Raw genomic sequence first — 17,919 nt, forward strand, 5'->3', positions numbered from 1 at the left:
CCTCGATCCACACCTTGGGGATGCCACGCAAATGACCGCGATTTCGCTCGGTATGCCGGATGTTCCGACCAAACTCGCCGACCGCCGCAAAAGCCGTCAGATCCAGGTCGGAAGTGTCGCGGTGGGCGGCGACGCGCCGGTCTCCGTGCAGTCGATGACCACCACCCGCACGTCCGACATCGGCGCCACCCTCCAGCAGATCGCCGAGCTGACCGCGTCCGGCTGCCAGATCGTCCGCGTCGCCTGCCCCACGCAGGACGACGCGGACGCGCTGGCCACCATCGCGAAGAAGTCGCAGATCCCGGTCATCGCCGACATCCACTTCCAGCCGAAGTACGTCTTCGCGGCCATCGACGCGGGCTGCGCGGCGGTCCGGGTCAACCCCGGCAACATCAAGCAGTTCGACGACAAGGTCAAGGAGATCGCCAAGGCCGCCGCCGCGGCCCGGGTGCCGATCCGGATCGGCGTCAACGCCGGCTCGCTGGACCGCCGGCTGCTGGAGAAGTACGGCAAGGCCACCCCCGAGGCCCTGGTCGAGTCCGCGCTGTGGGAGGCGTCGCTCTTCGAGGAGCACGACTTCCGCGACATCAAGATCTCGGTGAAGCACAACGACCCGGTCGTCATGGTCAACGCCTACCGGCTGCTGGCGCAGAAGTGCGACTACCCGCTCCACCTCGGCGTCACCGAGGCCGGCCCGGCGTTCCAGGGCACCATCAAGTCCGCGGTCGCCTTCGGCGCCCTGCTGTCGGAGGGCATCGGCGACACCATCCGCGTCTCGCTGTCGGCGCCCCCGGCCGAGGAGGTCAAGGTCGGCATCCAGATCCTGGAGTCGCTGAACCTGCGTCAGCGCCGCCTGGAGATCGTCTCCTGCCCGTCCTGCGGCCGCGCCCAGGTCGACGTCTACAAGCTCGCCGACCAGGTCTCCGCGGGCCTCGACGGCATGGAGGTCCCGCTGCGGGTCGCCGTGATGGGCTGCGTCGTCAACGGCCCCGGTGAGGCCCGCGAGGCCGACCTCGGCGTCGCCTCCGGCAACGGCAAGGGGCAGATCTTCGTCAAGGGCGAGGTCATCAAGACCGTGCCCGAGTCGCAGATCGTCGAGACCCTGATCGAGGAGGCCATGAAGCTGGCCGAGCAGATGGAGGCGGCCGGTGTCGCTTCCGGCGAGCCGCAGGTGAGCATCTCCTGACCGCATGCCTCAGGCCGGGTGCCGCGTCCGCGGCGCCGCACGCGACACCCGGCCCGCCCGACCGCAGCCGAGTACGGTGCCCGGCGATCCCCGCTCCGGCCGGGGAGCGCGGCCCGTACGGTCAGGGGTGCCCGTGCTGACCCAGCCGACCACGCGCGTCCTGGAACCCCAGGACCTCGACGCCGCCCTCGCCGTCCTGGACCGCGACCCGGTCGCCAACGCCTTCGTCACCTCCCGCGTCGGCATCGCCGGGCTCGACCCGTGGCGGCTGGGCGGCGAGATGTGGGGCTGGTACTCCGGCGGCCGCCTCACCTCCCTGTGCTACGCCGGCGCCAACCTGGTGCCGATCTGCGCCACGCCCGAGGCGGTCGGCGCCTTCGCCGAGCGCGCCCGCCGGGCCGGCCGCCGCTGCGCGTCGATCGTCGGCCCGGCCGAGGCCACCGCCGACCTGTGGGCGCGGCTGGAGCCGCACTGGGGGCCGGCCCGCGAGGTCCGCGCCCGGCAGCCCCTGATGACCACCCGGGCGCTGCCCAAGGACGTGGCGCCCGACCCGCTGGTGCGCCGGGTCCGGCGCGACGAGATGGACGTGCTCATGCCCGCGTGCGTGGCGATGTTCACCGAGGAGGTCGGGATCTCGCCGCTGGCCGGCGACGGCGGGCTGCTCTACCAGGCGCGGGTCGCCGAACTCGTCTCCACCGGGCGGGCGTTCGCCCGGATCGAGGACGGCCGGGTGGTCTTCAAGGCCGAACTCGGCGCGGTCACCCGGCACACCTGCCAGATCCAGGGGGTCTGGGTCGCCCCGGAGTACCGCGGCCGCGGGCTGTCCGAGACCGGCATGGCCGCCGTCCTGCACTACGCGCTGCGCGACGTCGCCCCCGTCGCCAGCCTCTACGTCAACGACTTCAACGCCCCCGCCCGCGCCGCCTACCGCCGCGTCGGCTTCACCGAAGTCGGCGCCCTGATGTCGGTCCTCTTCTGAGCCTCGCTCGCCTCCGGGTGCTTTAACCCGGTGTCGACGGTCGACCGTGCTCGATTCCCTCGTTCCTCGGGAAACTCCGCGCGCTCTCCCTTTCGACACCGGCGCGCCCTTTGGCTCGCTCGGCATACCGGGAGGGTCGCGGCGGGCGGGAGGCGATAAGGTCGCGCGTCATGGAGAACGTGGTGGTCCGCCCGTGTGAACTGGCCGAACACGTGGACGAGGCGCTGGGCGTGCAGGCGGTGGCGTTCGGGCTCGGCCCGGAGGAGGTCGCGATCCGCCGCCAGATCGTGCTGCGCCACCTGGCCTGTACGGGGGCGCGGGCCTGGGCCGCGCACCACACCCGCGACGGCCGGATGGTCGGCTTCGTCTACGGCATGCCCAACGACCGCTCGCACTGGTGGTCCAGCGTCGTCCAGCCCTACCTGCGGATGCGCGGCAACGACAGCTGGCTCGACGACTCCTTCGTCATCACCGAACTGCATGTGCTGCCCGACTTCCAGGCCCGCGGCATCGGCCGCCGCCTGATCACCGAGATCACCGACACCGCCACCGAGCCGCGCAGCATCCTCTCCGCGATCGACGTCGAGAGCCCCGCCCGCCACCTCTACCGCACCCTCGGCTACCGCGACCTCGCCCGCCCCGTCCACTTCCCCAGCGCCCCCCGCCCCTACGCCGTCATGGGCGCCCCCCTCCCGCTACCGCGCCCGGAATAAACCGCTACGCCCGCCGTGCCCGGCCTCGATATCCTCCCCGGACCTTCGAGGAGACACGGAGCCCCACCATGGTCCTGCGGATGTCCAGGCTGCTGCTCAAGACACTGCGCGACGACCCGGCCGACGCGGAGACCGCCAGCCACCGGCTGCTGGTCCGGGCCGGGTACGTACGCCGCTCGTCGGCAGGGGTGTGGAGCTGGCTGCCGCTGGGCAAGCGCGTGCTGGACAACGTGGCGCGGATCGTCCGCGAGGAGATGGACGCGATCGGCGGCCAGGAGGTGCTGCTGCCGGCGCTGCTGCCCCGGCAGACGTACGACACCACCGGCCGCGCCGCCGAGTACGGCGACCTGCTCTTCTCGCTCACCGACCGCAAGGGCGCCGCGTACGTCCTCGGGCCCACCCACGAGGAGCCCTTCACGCTGCTGGTGAAGGACCAGGTCACCTCCTACCGGGACCTGCCGGTGATCCTCTACCAGATCCAGACCAAGTACCGCGACGAGGCCCGCCCCCGCTCCGGGGTGCTGCGCGGCCGCGAGTTCCAGATGAAGGACGCCTACTCCTTCGACCTCGCGCCCGAAGGGCTCGCCGAGGCGTACCGGCTGCACCGGGAGGCGTACGTCCGGATCTTCCGGCGGCTCGGCCTCACCGTCCGGATCGTGTCCGCGGTGTCGGGGGCGATGGGCGGCTCCACGTCCGAGGAGTTCCTCGCGCCCGCGCAGGCCGGGGAGGACACCTTCGCCGACTGCCCCGCATGCGGGTTCGCCGCTAACGTCGAAGCGGTCGCCCGCCCCGCGGACCCGCCGTCGGCCGACGGGCCCTGCCCCCGCTGCGGCGCCGCACTGCGGCTGGACCGTGCCATCGAGGTCGGCCACATCTTCCAACTCGGCCGCAAGTACAGCGACGCCTTCGGGCTCGACGTCCCCGGCCCCGACGGGCGGCCGGTCCGCGTCACCATGGGCTGCTACGGCATCGGCGTCTCCCGCGCGGTCGCGGCGCTGGCCGAGCAGACCGCCGACGCCCACGGGCTGTGCTGGCCCGCCGAGGTGGCGCCGGCGGATGTGCACATCGTGGCCGCGGGGAAGGAGGCGGCCGCCGAACTCGCCGAGCGCGCCGCGCGATCGGTTGAGGCGGCGGGGCTGCGGGTGGTGCTCGACGACCGGGAGGCGGTCGCGCCCGGGGTGAAGTTCACCGATGCCGAACTCATCGGGGTGCCCCGTGTCCTCGTGGCCGGGCGCCGCGCGGGCGAGGGCGTGCTCGAAGTGCGGGACCGCCGCACCGGCGCCCGCACCGAACTGCCGCTGGCCCAGGCGGTCGCCCGGCTCAGGGACGCCTGACGTGTCCGGTCGGCGTCAGGCGGCCGGGTCGAGCCAGGTGGCGAACTCCAGCAGGAGTTCGCCGTCGTGGGTGTCGCCCACGGACAGGCTCCACACGCCGGCCTCGACGGCGCGGAAGCGGGACCAGCCGCGCAGGCGCTCAGGGTCGACGTCGACGGCGGCCGCGAGCTTGGCGAGGCGGCGGCGGGCGGCCGCGCGGGAGCCGGGCTGGGCGACAAGGGTGTCGAGCCGGTCGCGGACGAGCCAGGCGAGGTCGTAGGCGCGCTCGCCGACCAGCGGCTTGGGGTCGATCGCCAGCCAGGGCATGCGGTCCCCGGCGAGAACGTTGCCATGGTGGTAGTCGCCGTGCAGCAGGACGGCCTCGGGCGCGGTGGCGATGAGCCGGCCGTGGTCGGCGAGGGCCTCGTCGACCAGCGCCCGCACGTCCTGCGCGTACGGCTCCTCGCGGCGCGCCCGCAGCAGGGGCACCAGCGCGCCGGTGTACTCCTCGACGGTGGTGAAGGGGTGGCCGCCGGCGGGCGGCACCCACAGCCGCTGGAGCACCCCGGCCGCTTCGAGCATCGCCTTCGGCTCGGCCAGCGAGCGCAGCGACACGTCGGCGTGCAGCCGTTCCAGCAGCATCACGCCCTGCTCCGGGTCGGCCCGCAGCAGCCGCACCGCGCTGCGCCCGCCCCAGTGCGCGAGCGCGGCGTGCTCCTGGGCGGTCTCCTGGGTGACCATGCCCGCCTTCAGGACGGCCGGCGTGCCGTCGTCGGTGCGGACCAGCACGATCATGCTGATCTGGCCGCCCGCGGCGAAGACCCGCTCCGCGGTGAGCCCCCACCGGTCGAGGTAGCCGGCGACCGTCGCGGGCAGCGCGGCCAGCCACCGCCGGCCGGGCTCGCCCGCCCAGGCGGAGACGGTGCGCACGAGCCGCTCGGGAGGTGCGAGGACCACGCCCGCGGCCCGCGCGTTCCCGGACCCGTCCCCGGACGTGTTCCCGGCCCCACCGCCCTGCGCCGCTGCGCTCATCGTGTTGCGTTCCCTCCGTCGTGTGCGCGTGCGGCCCGCCGGTCAGCGCTGCTCGGCCACCCCGGGGAAGGCTACGCCGACGCCGGTCCAGCGCACCCCGCGCACCGCCGCCTCACGCAGCGCGGCCGCCGCGTCCTGTCGTATCCCGCCGATCGCGACCGCCACCAGGTCGCCGTACGCGCCCGCGACCCGGTCCTCCAGGTAGCCGGCCAGCCGCAGCGCCGCGGCGGGGCCGGTCACCGCGAACGGCAGTTCGTAGCCGGCCGCCGCGGCCACCGGCGCCGCGCCGAGGTCCGTCACGGTGCGGGCCAGGGCGTCGCGGCGGGCCCGGTGCGCGTCGTACGCCTGCTGCGCCTCGGCCCTGCGATCGGCGGCCACCTTCCCGCCGACCACGCTGTAGCCGTAGACGGCGGCGTGCTCGGCGGCGAGGGCGGCCTGCGCGGCGTCGACGATCGTGGTCGCGGTCACCGGGCGCTCACTTTCCGGCCGGGCGGCCGAGCAGGGCGACGTGGGCGGCGTTCGCCGCGGCCGCCGAGGCCAGCAGCCGGGCGAGGGCACCCGGCGCGCTCAGCAGGGTGCCGGCCCTGCGGTCGGCGAGCTCCCGCTCGGCGGTGGCGAGCGCCGCCAGCGACGAGGCGGCGGACCCGGTGCCGTCCGAGCCGGTCGCGGAAGGGGGCACCGAAGCGGGCGGTGCGGCCTGCGAGGAAGGGGCCGACGGGGATGTGCGCGCGGTCGCCGACCGGCCGTCGAAGACCCGCACGTGCGCGGCGGTGTCCGCGCGCAGCGGTGCCAGCCGCGCCGCCAGCTGCGGATGCGCCGCGATCACCGCGTCGTAGCGCGCCAGCAGCGCTGTGCTGTCCCGGACCTCCCGCGCCTGGAGCGCGGCCTGCGCGGTGTCCGCCCGCGAGGCGGTGGCCGCGCCGCTGCGGCCGCCGGAGCAGCCCGCCAGCACCCCGGCGGTCGCCATGGCCACGGCGCCACGCCGGGTCAGCTTCGGGATCATGACAGGGAGTGTAGGCGCAGCCACTGTCATCCCGGTGCCCGCCCCGCGCCGCGTCCGGGCCCTGCGGACTCGGGTAAAGTTCCGCTCAACACGCGACCTTCCATGACAACAGCAGACGCGGCCGAGGAGTCACCCGGATGAGCACCACCCAGAGCGAGAGGCTGCGCGCGCTGCTTGAGCCGCTGGTCGGCGAGGCGGGACTGGAGCTGGAGGACGTCAAGGTGACGGTGGCCGGCCGGCGCCGCCAGCTGATGGTCGTCGTGGACGCGGAGGACGGCGTGCAGCTCGACGCCGTGGCCGAGCTGAGCCGCGCGATGTCGCAGGCCCTCGACGCGTCCGACGCCATGGGAGAGGCCGAGTACGTCCTCGAGGTCACCTCGCCCGGCACCGACCGGCCGCTGACCGAGCCGCGGCACTTCCGCCGCAACACCGGCCGCCTGGTCAAGCTCCAGCTCAAGGAGCGCGGCGAGCTGATCGCACGGATCATGGCGGTGGACGACGCGGGCCTGGACCTGGAGGTCCCCGGCGTCAAGGGCCGCAAGCCCAAGCCGGCCCGGGCGGACTTCGCCGAGATCGCCAGGGCCCGGGTGGAGATCGAGTTCAACCGCAAGAGCGGTGCCGAGGACGGCGCCGACGACGAGGCGGACGACGGCGACGAGACCGTCGGCGACGAGACCGTCGGCGACAACACTGACGACGAGAACACTGAGGAGGCGTAGCCGTGGACATCGACATGAAGGCCCTGCGGGGCTTGGTGACCGAACGGCAGATCTCGTTCGACCTGCTGGTCGAGGCGATCGAGTCGGCACTCCTCATCGCGTACCACCGCGAGCCCGGCAGCCACCGGCGCGCACGGGTCGAACTGGACCGCCACAGCGGGCAGATCACCGTGTGGGCGACCGAGGACCAGGAGGAGGCGGGGGAGGGCGCCGAGCCGCGCGAGTTCGACGACACGCCCACCGGTTTCGGCCGGATCGCCGCGTCCACCGCCAAGCAGGTGATCCTCCAGCGGCTGCGCGACGCCGAGGACGACGTCACCTTCGGGGAGTACGCCGGCCGGGAGGGCGACATCGTCACCGGCGTCGTCCAGCAGGGCAAGGACCCCAAGAACGTCCTGGTCGACATCGGCAAGCTGGAGGCCATCCTGCCGGTGCAGGAGCAGGTCCCCGGCGAGGACTACGGTCACGGCACCCGGCTGCGCGCCTATGTGGTGCGGGTCGCCAAGGGCACCCGCGGCCCGTCCGTCACCCTCTCGCGCACCCACCCGAACCTGGTGAAGAAGCTCTTCGCCCTGGAGGTGCCCGAGATCGCCGACAACTCGGTGCTGATCGAGGCGATCGCCCGCGAGGCCGGGCACCGTACGAAGATCGCGGTGCGCTCCGCCCGGTCCGGGCTGAACGCCAAGGGCGCCTGCATCGGCCCGATGGGCGCGCGGGTGCGGGCGGTGATGGCCGAACTGCACGGCGAGAAGATCGACATCGTGGACTGGTCCGACGACCCCGCGGAGATGGTCGCCAACGCGCTGTCCCCGGCCCGGGTCTCCCACGTCGAGGTGGTGGACGCCGCCGCCCGCTCCGCCCGGGTGACCGTGCCGGACTACCAGCTGTCGCTGGCGATCGGCAAGGAAGGCCAGAACGCGCGGCTGGCCGCGCGGCTGACCGGCTGGCGGATCGACATCCGGCCGGACACCGAGCAGCAGGACTGACGCCTTCGCCGAGCGGCGAAACTGTGGGTTCCGGACGAACAACCGTACGTTCGCCCACTCGAAGGAGTGAGGTTGGCGCGGGGAGGTAGACTTAGAGGTGTCTGGTCGGACGCTGACGCCAGCATGCCCGGAGCGAACCTGCATCGGCTGCCGTCAACGGGCGGCCAAGAGCGATCTGCTGCGTGTGGCGGCGAGCGGGGGCGCGTGCGTTCCCGATCTTCGCGGTACGCTGCCCGGTCGGGGTGCGTATCTGCATCCCGCCCTTGCCTGTCTCGACCTGGCGGTCCGCCGTCGGGCGTTCGCCCGGGCCTTCAGAGGGCCGGTCGCGCCGGACACCGCGGAGTTGCGCCGGTACGTCGAGCAGGCAGCCCCGTAACACCGGCAACACCCCGTAAGAACAGGAACGGCACGGGCACACCGTGCGGTCAGGTACCTCGCGAGATGGAAGTAGGTCGAGATTGCGATGAGCACTCGATGAGTACGCGATGAGTACGCCCATGAAGTAGCGACGGTCCGGCGGACGATCACCCCGGACCTAAAAGGAGCGAAGTGGCTAAGGTCCGGGTATACGAACTCGCCAAGGAGATGGGAGTCGAGAGCAAGGTCGTCATGGCCAAGCTCCAGGAACTCGGCGAATTCGTCCGTTCGGCGTCCTCGACGATCGAGGCGCCGGTTGTCCGCAAACTGACTGACGCTTTCCAGGGACCCGGCGGCGGCGCCGGCAAGTCCGCTGCGAAGCCGTCCGCGCCGCGCAAGGCGGCGCCCTCCCCGGCGGCAGGCCGTCCGGGGCCCAAGCCGGCAGGCCCCACCCCGGGCGCGTCGGCCCGTCCTGCTGCCCCGGCGCCCAAGCCGGCCGGCGGCCCGGCGGCTCCGGCCGCCCCGAGCGGCGGCGCCGCGCCGTCCGGCCCGCGCCCCGGCCCCCGGCCGACCCCCGGGCCCAAGCCCGCGCCGGCCGCACCCGTGCCCGCCGCGGAGTTCCAGGCACCCCCGTCGGCGCCCCCGGCCGCAGGCCAGCGCCCCGGCGCGCCGGCCCCCGGCCCGCGCCCGTCCCGTCCGGCCCCGGCCGGCGGTCAGCGCGACGGCGGCCAGCGCGACGGTGGCCAGCGTGACGGCGGCCGCCCCGGCGGCAACCGCCCCGCGCCCGGCCAGGGCGCCCGTCCGGCCGCGCCGCGTCCGGCCGGCCCGCGTCCCGGCAACAACCCGTTCACGTCCGGCTCCACCGGCATGCCGCGCCCCGGTGGCGCGGCGCGTCCCGGCGGCGGCCAGGGCGGTGCCCCGCGTCCCGCGGGTCCCGGCGGCGGCGCTCCGCGCCCCGGTGGCGCCCCGCGTCCCGGCGGCGGCCAGGGCGGCCCCGGCGGCGCCCGTCCGACCCCGGGCGGCATGCCCCGCCCGCAGTCCTCGGGCCCGCGCCCGAACCCGGGCATGATGCCGCAGCGCCCCGCGCCCTCCACCGGTGGGCGTCCCGGCGGTCCCGGCGGCCGTCCGGGCGGTCCCGGTGGCCGTCCCGGTGGCGGCGGCGGTCGTCCCGGTGGTGGCGGCGGCTTCGCCGGCCGTCCGGCCGGTCCCGGCGGCGGCGGTCGTCCCGGTGGTGGCGGTGGCGGCTTCGGCGGCCCCCGTCCCGGTGGCGGCGCCCCGGGTGGCGGCTTCGGTCCGCGCCCCGGCGGCTTCGGCGGGCGTCCGGGCGGCCCGGGCGGCCGTGGCGGAACGCAGGGTGCCTTCGGTCGCGGCCCCGGTGGCCGTCCGGCGCGCGGTCGCAAGAGCAAGCGCCAGCGGCGCCAGGAGTACGAGGCCATGCAGGCCCCGTCCGTGGGCGGCGTGCTGCTGCCCCGCGGCAACGGCCAGACCGTGCGCCTGTCGCGCGGTGCCTCGCTCACCGACTTCGCCGAGAAGATCAACGCCAACCCGGCGTCGCTCGTCCAGGTGATGCTGAACCTCGGCGAGATGGTGACCGCCACCCAGTCGGTGTCCGACTCCACCCTGGAGCTGCTCGCCGGCGAGATGAACTACGTGCTGGAGATCGTCAGCCCGGAGGAGGAGGACCGCGAGCTGCTCGAGTCCTTCTCCATCGAGTTCGGCGAGGACGAGGGCGGCGAAGAGGCCCTGGTCTCCCGCCCGCCGGTGGTGACCGTCATGGGTCACGTCGACCACGGCAAGACCCGCCTGCTCGACGCGATCCGCAAGACCAACGTGGTCGCGGGCGAGGCCGGCGGCATCACCCAGCACATCGGTGCCTACCAGGTCGCCACCGAGGTCAACGGCGAAGAGCGCGCCATCACCTTCATCGACACCCCCGGTCACGAGGCGTTCACCGCCATGCGTGCCCGCGGTGCGAAGTCCACCGACATCGCGATCCTCGTGGTCGCGGCGAACGACGGTGTGATGCCGCAGACGATCGAGGCGCTCAACCACGCCAAGGCCGCCGACGTGCCGATCGTGGTCGCGGTCAACAAGATCGACGTCGAGGGCGCCGACCCGACGAAGGTGCGCGGCCAGCTCACCGAGTTCGGCCTGGTCGCCGAGGAGTACGGCGGCGACACGATGTTCGTCGACATCTCCGCCAAGCAGGGCCTGCACATCGACAGCCTGCTGGAGGCCGTGGTCCTGACCGCGGACGCCTCGCTCGACCTGCGGGCCAACCCGGACCAGGACGCGCAGGGCATCGCGATCGAGGCGCACCTCGACCGCGGCCGCGGCGCCGTGGCGACCGTCCTGGTCCAGCGCGGCACCCTGCGGGTCGGCGACACCATGGTGGTCGGCGACGCGTACGGCCGGGTCCGGGCGCTGCTCGACGACAGCGGCGCCAGCGTGGAGGAGGCGACCCCGTCGACTCCGGTGCTGGTGCTCGGTCTGACCAACGTGCCCGGCGCGGGCGACAACTTCCTCGTCGTCGACGAGGACCGCACCGCCCGGCAGATCGCCGAGAAGCGTGCCGCCCGCGAGCGGAACGCGGCGTTCGCCCGCAAGGGCCGCAGGTTCTCGCTGGAGAACCTGGACGAGGCGCTCAAGGCCGGTGAGGTGCAGGAACTCAACCTCATCATCAAGGGCGACGCGTCCGGTTCGGTCGAGGCGCTGGAATCGGCACTGCTCCAGCTCGACGTCGGCGAGGAGGTCGACATCCGCGTGCTGCACCGCGGCGTGGGTGCGGTCACCGAGTCCGACATCAACCTGGCGACCGGCTCCGACGCCATCGTCATCGGCTTCAACGTGCGCGCCGCCGGGCGTGCCACCCAGATGGCCGAGCGCGAAGGCGTCGACGTCCGCTACTACTCGGTGATCTACCAGGCCATCGAGGAGATCGAGGCGGCGCTCAAGGGCATGCTGAAGCCCGAGTACGAGGAGGTGGAGCTCGGCACCGCCGAGATCCGCGAGATCTTCCGCTCCTCCAAGCTCGGCAACATCGCCGGTGTGCTGGTGCGCTCCGGCGAGGTCCGGCGCAACACCAAGGCCCGCCTGCTGCGCGACGGCAAGGTCATGGCGGAGAACCTCAACATCGAGGGCCTGCGCCGCTTCAAGGACGATGTCACCGAGATCCGTGAGGGTTACGAGGGCGGTATCAACCTCGGCAACTACAACGACATCAAGGTCGACGACGTCATCGCCACCTACGAGATGCGGGAGAAGCCGCGCGGCTGATCCCACGGCCCGCTGCCGACCGCGGCGGGCGGCACCACCGGTCCGGGGCCGGTCGACGGCAGAAAAAGCCGTCGATCGGCCCCGGCCGTCGCCTGTACCGTTCATGGTCATGTACGTAGGCACAGTGCGTTTCGACCTGCTGCTCGGTGACGTACGGTCGCTGAAGGAGAAGAGGTCCGTGGTCCGCCCGATCGTCGCCGAACTGCACCGCAGGTTCGCGGTGAGCGTGGCCGAGACCGGTGACCAGGACCTGTACCGCAGGGCGGAGATAGGGATCGCGACGGTCTCCGGCGACCTCGGACACGTCAGGGACGTCCTCGACCGGTGCGAGCGCTGGATGGCCGCCCGGCCGGAGGTGGATCTGCTCTCCGCCCGGCAGCGCATCCACGGCGACGACGAGTGACCGGACGACGGACCGAACGAACCGAGTGAAGAGAGAAGAACACGATGACCGACACCGCGCGGGCGCGAAAGCTCGCGGACCGCATCCGCGTCGTGGTCGCCGAGACCCTCCAGCGGCGGATCAAGGACCCGCGGCTGGGATACGTGACGATCACCGACACCCGGGTCACCGGTGACCTGCGGGAGGCGACGGTCTTCTACACGGTCTACGGGGACGACGAGGAGCGCGCCGCGTCCGCCGCCGCCCTGGAGAGCGCGAAGGGTGTGCTGCGCTCCGAGGTCGGCCGGCAGACCGGGGTGCGGTTCACCCCGACCCTGGCGTTCGTCGCCGACGCGCTGCCCGACAACGCCCGCACCATCGACGACCTGCTCGCCAAGGCCCGCGCGGCCGACGAGCAGGTGCGCAAGACCGCCACCGACGCGCAGTACGCCGGCGACGCCGACCCGTACCGCAAGCCGGCCGACGACGAGGACGCCGAGGACGCCGAAGAAACGGACGCCGCCGAGGAGACCGGCGCCGAGGAGACCGGCGAGCAGGCAGCGGCCGGCGCGGCCGATGACGAGGACGGTCGCGGCCAGGCATGAGTCCCAGGAAGGAAGGCCCCTCGGGCTTGGTCGTCGTCGACAAGCCCGGCGGGCTCACCTCGCACGGCGTGGTGGCCCGAATGCGCCGGCTGGCCGGCACCCGGCGGGTCGGCCACGCCGGCACCCTCGACCCCATGGCCACCGGGGTGCTGGTGATCGGGGTGGAGCGCGCCACCCGGCTGCTCGGGCACCTCGCACTCACCGAGAAGGAGTACGCGGCCACCATCCGGCTCGGCCAGTCCACCGTCACCGACGACGCCGAGGGCGAGGTCACCGCGGAGACGTCCGCCGCCGCGGTCACCCGGGCCGCCGTGGACGCCGGGGTCGCCGCGCTCACCGGGCCGATCCTCCAGGTGCCCTCCAAGGTCAGCGCCATCAAGGTCAACGGGGTGCGGTCCTACACCCGGGTCCGCGAGGGCGAGGAGTTCGAACTCGCCGCCCGGCCGGTGACGGTCAGCGCGTTCACGGTCGGCGAGGTGCGGGTGCCCGAGGGCGCGCCCGGCCTGCTGGACCTCGACGTCACCGTGACCTGCTCCTCCGGCACGTACATCCGCGCGCTCGCCCGCGACCTCGGCGCGGGGCTCGGGGTCGGCGGCCACCTCACGGCGCTGCGCCGCACCCGCGTCGGGCCGTACGACCTCACCGTCGCGCGCACCCTGGAGCAGTTGGAGGAGTCCTTCGAGGTGCTGCCGATCGAGCGGGCCGCGGCGGCTGCCTTCCCCCGCTGGGACGTCGACGCCGACCAGGCGCGGCTGCTCGGCAACGGGGTCCGGATCGGCACGCCCGCGCTCGGCGCCGGCACCCACGCGGTGTTCGGGCCCGACGGCCGCTTCCTGGCGCTGGTCGAGGAGCACCAGGGCCGTGCGAAGATCGTGGCGGGCTTCGGCCAGTAGCCGCCCGCCCGCTTCTACGGCCGGACCCCTGCCCGCCGTACGGCGAACGCCTCGCCGTACGGCGGGACTGCCTGTCCCCTTGGCGGTCCCGCCCCACGACCCCCTCCGCCCCCCGAGCTGTCCCTATCCATTCGGGCCGCCGAAATCACCCGGATGGCGGGGCGCTCGGAGTGAAGGGCGGGTCGTGGAGGGGGCGCGTTCCCCAGGCGATCTTGGCGCCGGACCGTCCGCCACCTACCGTCGATAGCGGGACGAAACGGGGCGTGGGGGGCGGGTGGAGTGGGGGAGTGCAGGCCATGACAGTGGTGCGCGGCGGCGGCAGGACCCGGGGACGGGGCGGGCACATCGGCGAGCAGGCCGGCGGACGGACCGGCGCACGCGACGGCGTACGGGACGGCGCGCCCGGCGGCACCGGGAGCGGGGCCGGCGGCGGCTCGGGGGGCGCGGGTGCGCTCATCCGGGTCTGCGACCTGGCCGGACGCCCGCGCGGCACCGGCTTCCTCGCCGACCGCGAGGGGACCTTGATCACCAGTCACGAGGCGGTCGACGGGCTGGCGCGGCTGGTGCTGCACGCCCCCGGCGACCAGGTGTGCCTGGTCGAGGCCGAGGCGGTCACCCCGCTGCCGGGGTGCGGGCTCGCGCTGGTGGCGACCGAGGGGCTCGACGTGCGCCCCCTGCCGATCGCGCCCCCAGGCTCCGGCGCCGGGCACCGCGACCGGCGGGCCGTCCTGCGGCTGCCGCAGCCCGCCGCGGCGACCGTGCTGGGCACCACCTCGGTCACGTACACCGCCACCGACCGCTTCCACCTGCTGGAGGGCGTCCATGAACTGGCGCTCGACGGCGCCGACCTGGCGGCGGCCGGCCCGCAGGCGTCCGGCACCCCGGTGGTCGACGCGGCGACCGGCGCGGTGCTCGCGGTGGTGGTCACCGCACTGCACTCCGGGCACCGCGCCGGCGGCTTCGCGGTGCCGCTGCACTCCGGGGCGGCGCCCGCGCCGCTGGCCGAGCTGATCGTCCGGGCCGCCGCGACCGTCCCGGCGTACGGCGCGCACCTCAACCTCGCCGGGGCCCTCCGGCTGGCCGACGCGAGCGTCGATGCCGCCGCGGGCGCCGGCGAACCGTGCCGGGAGGCGGTGCCCAGACCCGGGATCGCCGCCGCGCTCGACCACTTCCTCAGCCGCCGCGGCGAGGCCGCGCCGCTCGCCGCGGGCCTGGTCGGCGAGCCAGGCACCGGCCGCAGCACCGAACTCGCCGCCCTGGCCGCCCGCCGCCGCGAGGCCGCCGACCCGGCGCCCACGGTGTGGGTGCGCGGCGCGGAACTGCGGCCGGGCGACGGCAGCGTCAAGGACGCCGTGGAGCGCGCGCTGCGGGCCGCCGCCCGGGTGGTCGGCCCGGACAGCCACACCCCTGGGCGGCCGCTGCCCGCACCGCTCGCGTACGGCGCGGCCGACCCCGCCGAGGAGGTCGCGGCCCTCGCTCGCGCCGCCGGCCGCCCGCTGGTCGTGCTGCTCGACGCGCCCGAGGAGATGCCGCCTGTCCTCGCCCACGAACTGGCCGGGTGGATCGCCGCGACCGCCGGGTGGCTGCGCACCAGCCGGGCCCGGCTGGTCGTGGCGTGCCGCCCGGAGTTCTGGGAGCAGGCCGGCGCGCTGCTCCCCGCCGAGCTGGTCCACGAGCCGAGGGCGGGCGCGGGCGCGGGGGACGGGCAGGGCGAACCCGGCGTCCCCGTACGGCCGTTGCCGCCGTGCGTGCGGGTGGGGGACCTCGCCGGGGCGGAGGCCGCCGAGGCCCGCGCGCGGCACGGCCTGCCCGAGGGCGCGCTGCGCGCGAAGGACGCCGGGCACGTGCTGGCGCTGCGGCTGCTGTCCCAGGTGCGGGCCGAGATCGGCCCGCGGGTGGCGCCCGGCCCGCCGCCCAGCCGCGCGGAGGTCTTCGCGGCCCACCTGGACGCGGCGTGCCTGCGGATCGCGGTGCGGCTGGGCGCCGCGGCACCGGACGCGCCGCCGGTCCGCGGCCGGGGGCTGCGCCGGCTCGCCGCCCGGGTGGCCGGGCAGACCCATGAGGCGGCCCGGCGCTGCCTGGGCCCGGGCCAGGGCGAACTGGACCGGGAGGCGTTCGAGGAGCTGTTCCCGTGGCGTACGGGCTGGGCGTCGGCGGTCCTCGCCGAGGGCCTGCTCGTGCCGGCCGGCGCGGGCTACCGCTTCGCCCACGAGGAGTTCGGCGACTGGGTCCAGTCCCTCCACCTCGACCTGCCGACCGCGCTGAACGCCCTGGTGCACCGCTGGTCGCCCGCCGCGGGCCACTCCGTACCGCCCCTGGTGCCCGGTGACGCGCCGGTCCGGCTGCCGGCGCGCACCGCGGGCCGGTTCGGCGGGACCGGCGGCCCGGGGCTGACGCCCGGGGCGCCGCCGGTGCCGCCCGCACCGGCGGTCGGCCCGTCCGGGCGCCCCCGTTCGCTGCCGGTGCCGCGGCACCGGGCCGGGCCGGTGGTCGGCGCCCTGCTGCTGGCGCCGCCCGAGGCTCTGGCGGAGCATCTCGGGGCGCTGGTCGAGGTGTTGGACGACGGGCGGACCGGCCCCCCCGGGCCGTCGTGGCCCCGGGCGCGCCAGGAGCGCCCGCCCGTCCGGTGGGAGCCCGAGGGCGCGGACCTGGACGCGGACACCGTGCCGAACGGGCGGGTCCGGGCGGCCGGCCCTTGGACGGCGCCGCCCCGGCCGGCCGGGGCGGCGCCCGGGGCGGCGCGGCGCCGGGCCGAGGCCCAGTGGTGGGCCGCGCACCTGCTGCGGGAGGCGCTGCTGCGGGTCGAGGACGCCGGGCCGCTGCTGCCCGTGCTGCGCGCGCTGGCCGGGCGGATCGTCGTGCGCGCGATCGCGGTCGGCGGCTTCGTCCCCGAACACCTGGGCGCGCTGGGCGGGTTCGGGCCGTGGTTCTGGCGGGCGGTGCCGCTGGCGGTGCCGGACCGGCTCGAGCTGCTGCGGGTGCTGCTGCCGGCCGACGGGCCGCCCGGCCAGCATCCGCGGCAGGACCGGTTCCTGGGGGTCGCGGCGCAGCTGCTGCGCGAGCAGGGCGGGGCGGCGCTGCCCGTGGTGTGCGGCTGGTTCGACGACGACCGCCCGCTCCAAGCGGCGCACCCGTTCACCGTCGGCGGGCGGCTGACCGTCGCCTCGGCCGCGCAGGCCCTGCTGCACACCCACAGCCGCCGCGCGCCCGACGCGCTCACCGAGGCGCTGGTCGACGCAGGGCACCCGGGCGCCGACGCGGTGCTCGCCGCACTCGCCGAGGACCACCCGGGCGCGATCTGCCGGGCCGTCGACCGCTGGGCGCACGACCCGCGCCCCGCCCGCCGGGTCGCCGCCGCCACCTACGGCGCCCGGGTCGCCCGCTTCGCCCGCGGCCCCGCCGACCGCGAACTGCTGCGCTACGCCGCGCTCGCCCTGCTCGCCCGGGCCGACGAGACCGGCCTGCACGGCGCGGCGCTGGGGGTGCTGGTCCGCGACCTCCCGACCCGGGTGCGCTACCTGCCGGCCGCGCTGCGCGGCTTCGCCGCGGGCGACCCGGGGCTTTCGCCCGACGCCCTGGTGGAGGCGATGGACACCCACCCGGAGATGGTGCTCGACGCCTTCCGGACCCGGTTGCGGGCGGTGGACGGCGAGACCGGCGCGAAAGCGGCGATCGGCGGCGCGCGGCCGGCGGGCGTGCTCGGGCCGGCGGGCGTGCTCGGGCCGGCCGGTGCGGTCGAGGGCCGCGCGGCGGCGCGCGCGGCCGAGGTGCTCGCCGCGCTGGCCGCCGTACGGGAGCCGGTGCTCGCCCGCCGGGCCGCCGTCCTCGTCCAGGACCACCTGCGGCAGCACCCGGAGGCCGCCCCGGACGTCGCCCGCTACCTCGACCTGCGGCTCGAACACGGCCCGGGCGCCCGTCCGTTGCTGCTCAGCGTCACCGCCGAGCTGCTGCGCGAGCACCCCGCGCCCGTCCGGGCGGTCCTGCTGCCGGTCTTCGCCACACCCGGCACCCACCTCTCGCAGCCGCTGCGCCACGAACTGCTGGACGCCGCCCTGGAGACCGAGCGCGATCCGGACGTGCTCGCCGCGCTCCTGGCCGCCGCGGCCCGCGCCGCGCCCACCCAGCACCCGCTGCTCACCCGCGACCTCGTGCACCGCCTGGCGATGCTGCTCACCCGCACCCCCGAGGGCGCCGTCCGCTTCGACCGCACCGTCGTCGCGCTCGCCGCGGAGTACCCCCCGTTCGCCCACCTGCTGCGTACGTGGCTCACTGACGTCACCTGGGACACCTTGCTGGGCCCCAGCGCCCGCCACGACCTGCTCGTGGCCTCCTGAAAGATCCGGCGGGCCGACGGCCGGTCACATCGGCCCGCCGACCGGTCGGTTCGTCGGTCCGTCGGTTCCTCTGTTCATCGGGCCGTGGCCGGAACGGATCGGTCGGCCCCCACCGCGAGGCAACTCGGCGGCGACGGCGGA

General features: G+C 75.4%; 15 protein-coding genes. 12 read left to right on the forward strand and 3 right to left on the reverse strand.

The features are described from left to right. Window positions 1–31 precede the first annotated feature (31 nt). From ispG to proS, 4 genes are all read left to right on the forward strand, one after another. Window positions 32–1,186: a flavodoxin-dependent (E)-4-hydroxy-3-methylbut-2-enyl-diphosphate synthase gene (gene ispG, locus AC3EVP_RS17570; RefSeq protein ID WP_335981482.1), complete on the forward strand. Its 1,155-nt coding sequence runs from the start codon at window positions 32–34 to the stop codon at window positions 1,184–1,186. A 133-nt stretch (window positions 1,187–1,319) separates the two neighbouring features. Further along, window positions 1,320–2,165 carry a GNAT family N-acetyltransferase gene (locus tag AC3EVP_RS17575; protein ID WP_435130964.1) on the forward strand — a complete coding sequence of 282 codons (846 nt, stop codon included), beginning with the start codon at window positions 1,320–1,322 and terminating at the stop codon, window positions 2,163–2,165. Between the two features lie 170 nt (window positions 2,166–2,335). Next, window positions 2,336–2,878 carry a GNAT family N-acetyltransferase gene (locus AC3EVP_RS17580; protein WP_335981478.1) on the forward strand — a complete coding sequence of 181 codons (543 nt, stop codon included), beginning with the start codon at window positions 2,336–2,338 and terminating at the stop codon, window positions 2,876–2,878. Window positions 2,879–2,958: 80 nt separating this feature from the next. Beyond that, the gene (gene proS, locus AC3EVP_RS17585; protein ID WP_435130891.1) at window positions 2,959–4,212 is read left to right on the forward strand and encodes a proline--tRNA ligase; all 1,254 of its coding nucleotides are present in this window, start codon (window positions 2,959–2,961) and stop codon (window positions 4,210–4,212) included. 15 nt (window positions 4,213–4,227) lie between these two features. On the opposite strand, the gene AC3EVP_RS17590 is transcribed toward proS, so the two are convergent. Genes AC3EVP_RS17590 through AC3EVP_RS17600 form a run of 3 tightly spaced genes read right to left on the reverse strand, consistent with a single transcriptional unit; the run spans window position 4,228 to window position 6,226 of the window. Next, a complete protein-coding gene (locus tag AC3EVP_RS17590) occupies window positions 4,228–5,223 on the reverse strand; it encodes an aminoglycoside phosphotransferase family protein (RefSeq protein WP_435130893.1) in 996 nt (331 codons plus the stop codon). Between the two features lie 42 nt (window positions 5,224–5,265). Continuing rightward, window positions 5,266–5,691, reverse strand: a complete 426-nt coding sequence (locus tag AC3EVP_RS17595; RefSeq protein ID WP_335981474.1) for a ferritin-like domain-containing protein — start codon at window positions 5,689–5,691, stop codon at window positions 5,266–5,268. A gap of 7 nt (window positions 5,692–5,698) precedes the next feature. Then, window positions 5,699–6,226 (reverse strand): hypothetical protein, encoded by a 528-nt coding sequence (locus AC3EVP_RS17600; protein WP_435130896.1) that lies wholly within the window; start codon window positions 6,224–6,226, stop codon window positions 5,699–5,701. A 137-nt stretch (window positions 6,227–6,363) separates the two neighbouring features. Here AC3EVP_RS17600 and rimP point away from each other — a divergent pair, with 137 nt between their 5' ends. From rimP to AC3EVP_RS17640, 8 genes are all read left to right on the forward strand, one after another. After that, a complete protein-coding gene (gene rimP, locus AC3EVP_RS17605) occupies window positions 6,364–6,945 on the forward strand; it encodes a ribosome maturation factor RimP (protein WP_435130899.1) in 582 nt (193 codons plus the stop codon). Between the two features lie 2 nt (window positions 6,946–6,947). Next, window positions 6,948–7,931: a transcription termination factor NusA gene (gene nusA, locus AC3EVP_RS17610; protein WP_335981468.1), complete on the forward strand. Its 984-nt coding sequence runs from the start codon at window positions 6,948–6,950 to the stop codon at window positions 7,929–7,931. Window positions 7,932–8,028: 97 nt separating this feature from the next. Continuing rightward, complete coding sequence (locus tag AC3EVP_RS17615; protein ID WP_335981467.1) at window positions 8,029–8,307, forward strand: YlxR family protein; 279 nt, start codon at window positions 8,029–8,031, stop codon at window positions 8,305–8,307. A gap of 173 nt (window positions 8,308–8,480) precedes the next feature. Beyond that, window positions 8,481–11,564: a translation initiation factor IF-2 gene (infB, locus tag AC3EVP_RS17620; protein ID WP_435130901.1), complete on the forward strand. Its 3,084-nt coding sequence runs from the start codon at window positions 8,481–8,483 to the stop codon at window positions 11,562–11,564. 109 nt (window positions 11,565–11,673) lie between these two features. Continuing rightward, window positions 11,674–11,967: a DUF503 domain-containing protein gene (locus AC3EVP_RS17625; RefSeq protein ID WP_335981463.1), complete on the forward strand. Its 294-nt coding sequence runs from the start codon at window positions 11,674–11,676 to the stop codon at window positions 11,965–11,967. Between the two features lie 44 nt (window positions 11,968–12,011). Further along, window positions 12,012–12,551 carry a 30S ribosome-binding factor RbfA gene (rbfA, locus tag AC3EVP_RS17630; RefSeq protein ID WP_435130903.1) on the forward strand — a complete coding sequence of 180 codons (540 nt, stop codon included), beginning with the start codon at window positions 12,012–12,014 and terminating at the stop codon, window positions 12,549–12,551. Next, the gene (truB, locus tag AC3EVP_RS17635) at window positions 12,548–13,444 is read left to right on the forward strand and encodes a tRNA pseudouridine(55) synthase TruB (protein WP_435130906.1); all 897 of its coding nucleotides are present in this window, start codon (window positions 12,548–12,550) and stop codon (window positions 13,442–13,444) included. Before rbfA ends, truB begins: the two co-directional genes overlap by 4 nt. A gap of 296 nt (window positions 13,445–13,740) precedes the next feature. After that, complete coding sequence (locus AC3EVP_RS17640; RefSeq protein ID WP_435130908.1) at window positions 13,741–17,778, forward strand: serine protease; 4,038 nt, start codon at window positions 13,741–13,743, stop codon at window positions 17,776–17,778. Window positions 17,779–17,919 lie beyond the last annotated feature (141 nt).

This window comes from Actinacidiphila sp. bgisy144, assembly GCF_057708105.1.

Coding starts and splice junctions, on each gene's coding strand:
- ispG (WP_335981482.1), top strand. CDS start 32: ATGACCGCGATTTCGCTCGGTATGCCGGATGTTCCGACCAAACTCGCC.
- AC3EVP_RS17580 (WP_335981478.1), top strand. CDS start 2,336: ATGGAGAACGTGGTGGTCCGCCCGTGTGAACTGGCCGAACACGTGGAC.
- proS (WP_435130891.1), top strand. CDS start 2,959: ATGTCCAGGCTGCTGCTCAAGACACTGCGCGACGACCCGGCCGACGCG.
- AC3EVP_RS17590 (WP_435130893.1), bottom strand. CDS start 5,223: ATGAGCGCAGCGGCGCAGGGCGGTGGGGCCGGGAACACGTCCGGGGAC.
- AC3EVP_RS17600 (WP_435130896.1), bottom strand. CDS start 6,226: ATGATCCCGAAGCTGACCCGGCGTGGCGCCGTGGCCATGGCGACCGCC.
- rimP (WP_435130899.1), top strand. CDS start 6,364: ATGAGCACCACCCAGAGCGAGAGGCTGCGCGCGCTGCTTGAGCCGCTG.
- AC3EVP_RS17625 (WP_335981463.1), top strand. CDS start 11,674: ATGTACGTAGGCACAGTGCGTTTCGACCTGCTGCTCGGTGACGTACGG.
- rbfA (WP_435130903.1), top strand. CDS start 12,012: ATGACCGACACCGCGCGGGCGCGAAAGCTCGCGGACCGCATCCGCGTC.
- truB (WP_435130906.1), top strand. CDS start 12,548: ATGAGTCCCAGGAAGGAAGGCCCCTCGGGCTTGGTCGTCGTCGACAAG.
- AC3EVP_RS17640 (WP_435130908.1), top strand. CDS start 13,741: ATGACAGTGGTGCGCGGCGGCGGCAGGACCCGGGGACGGGGCGGGCAC.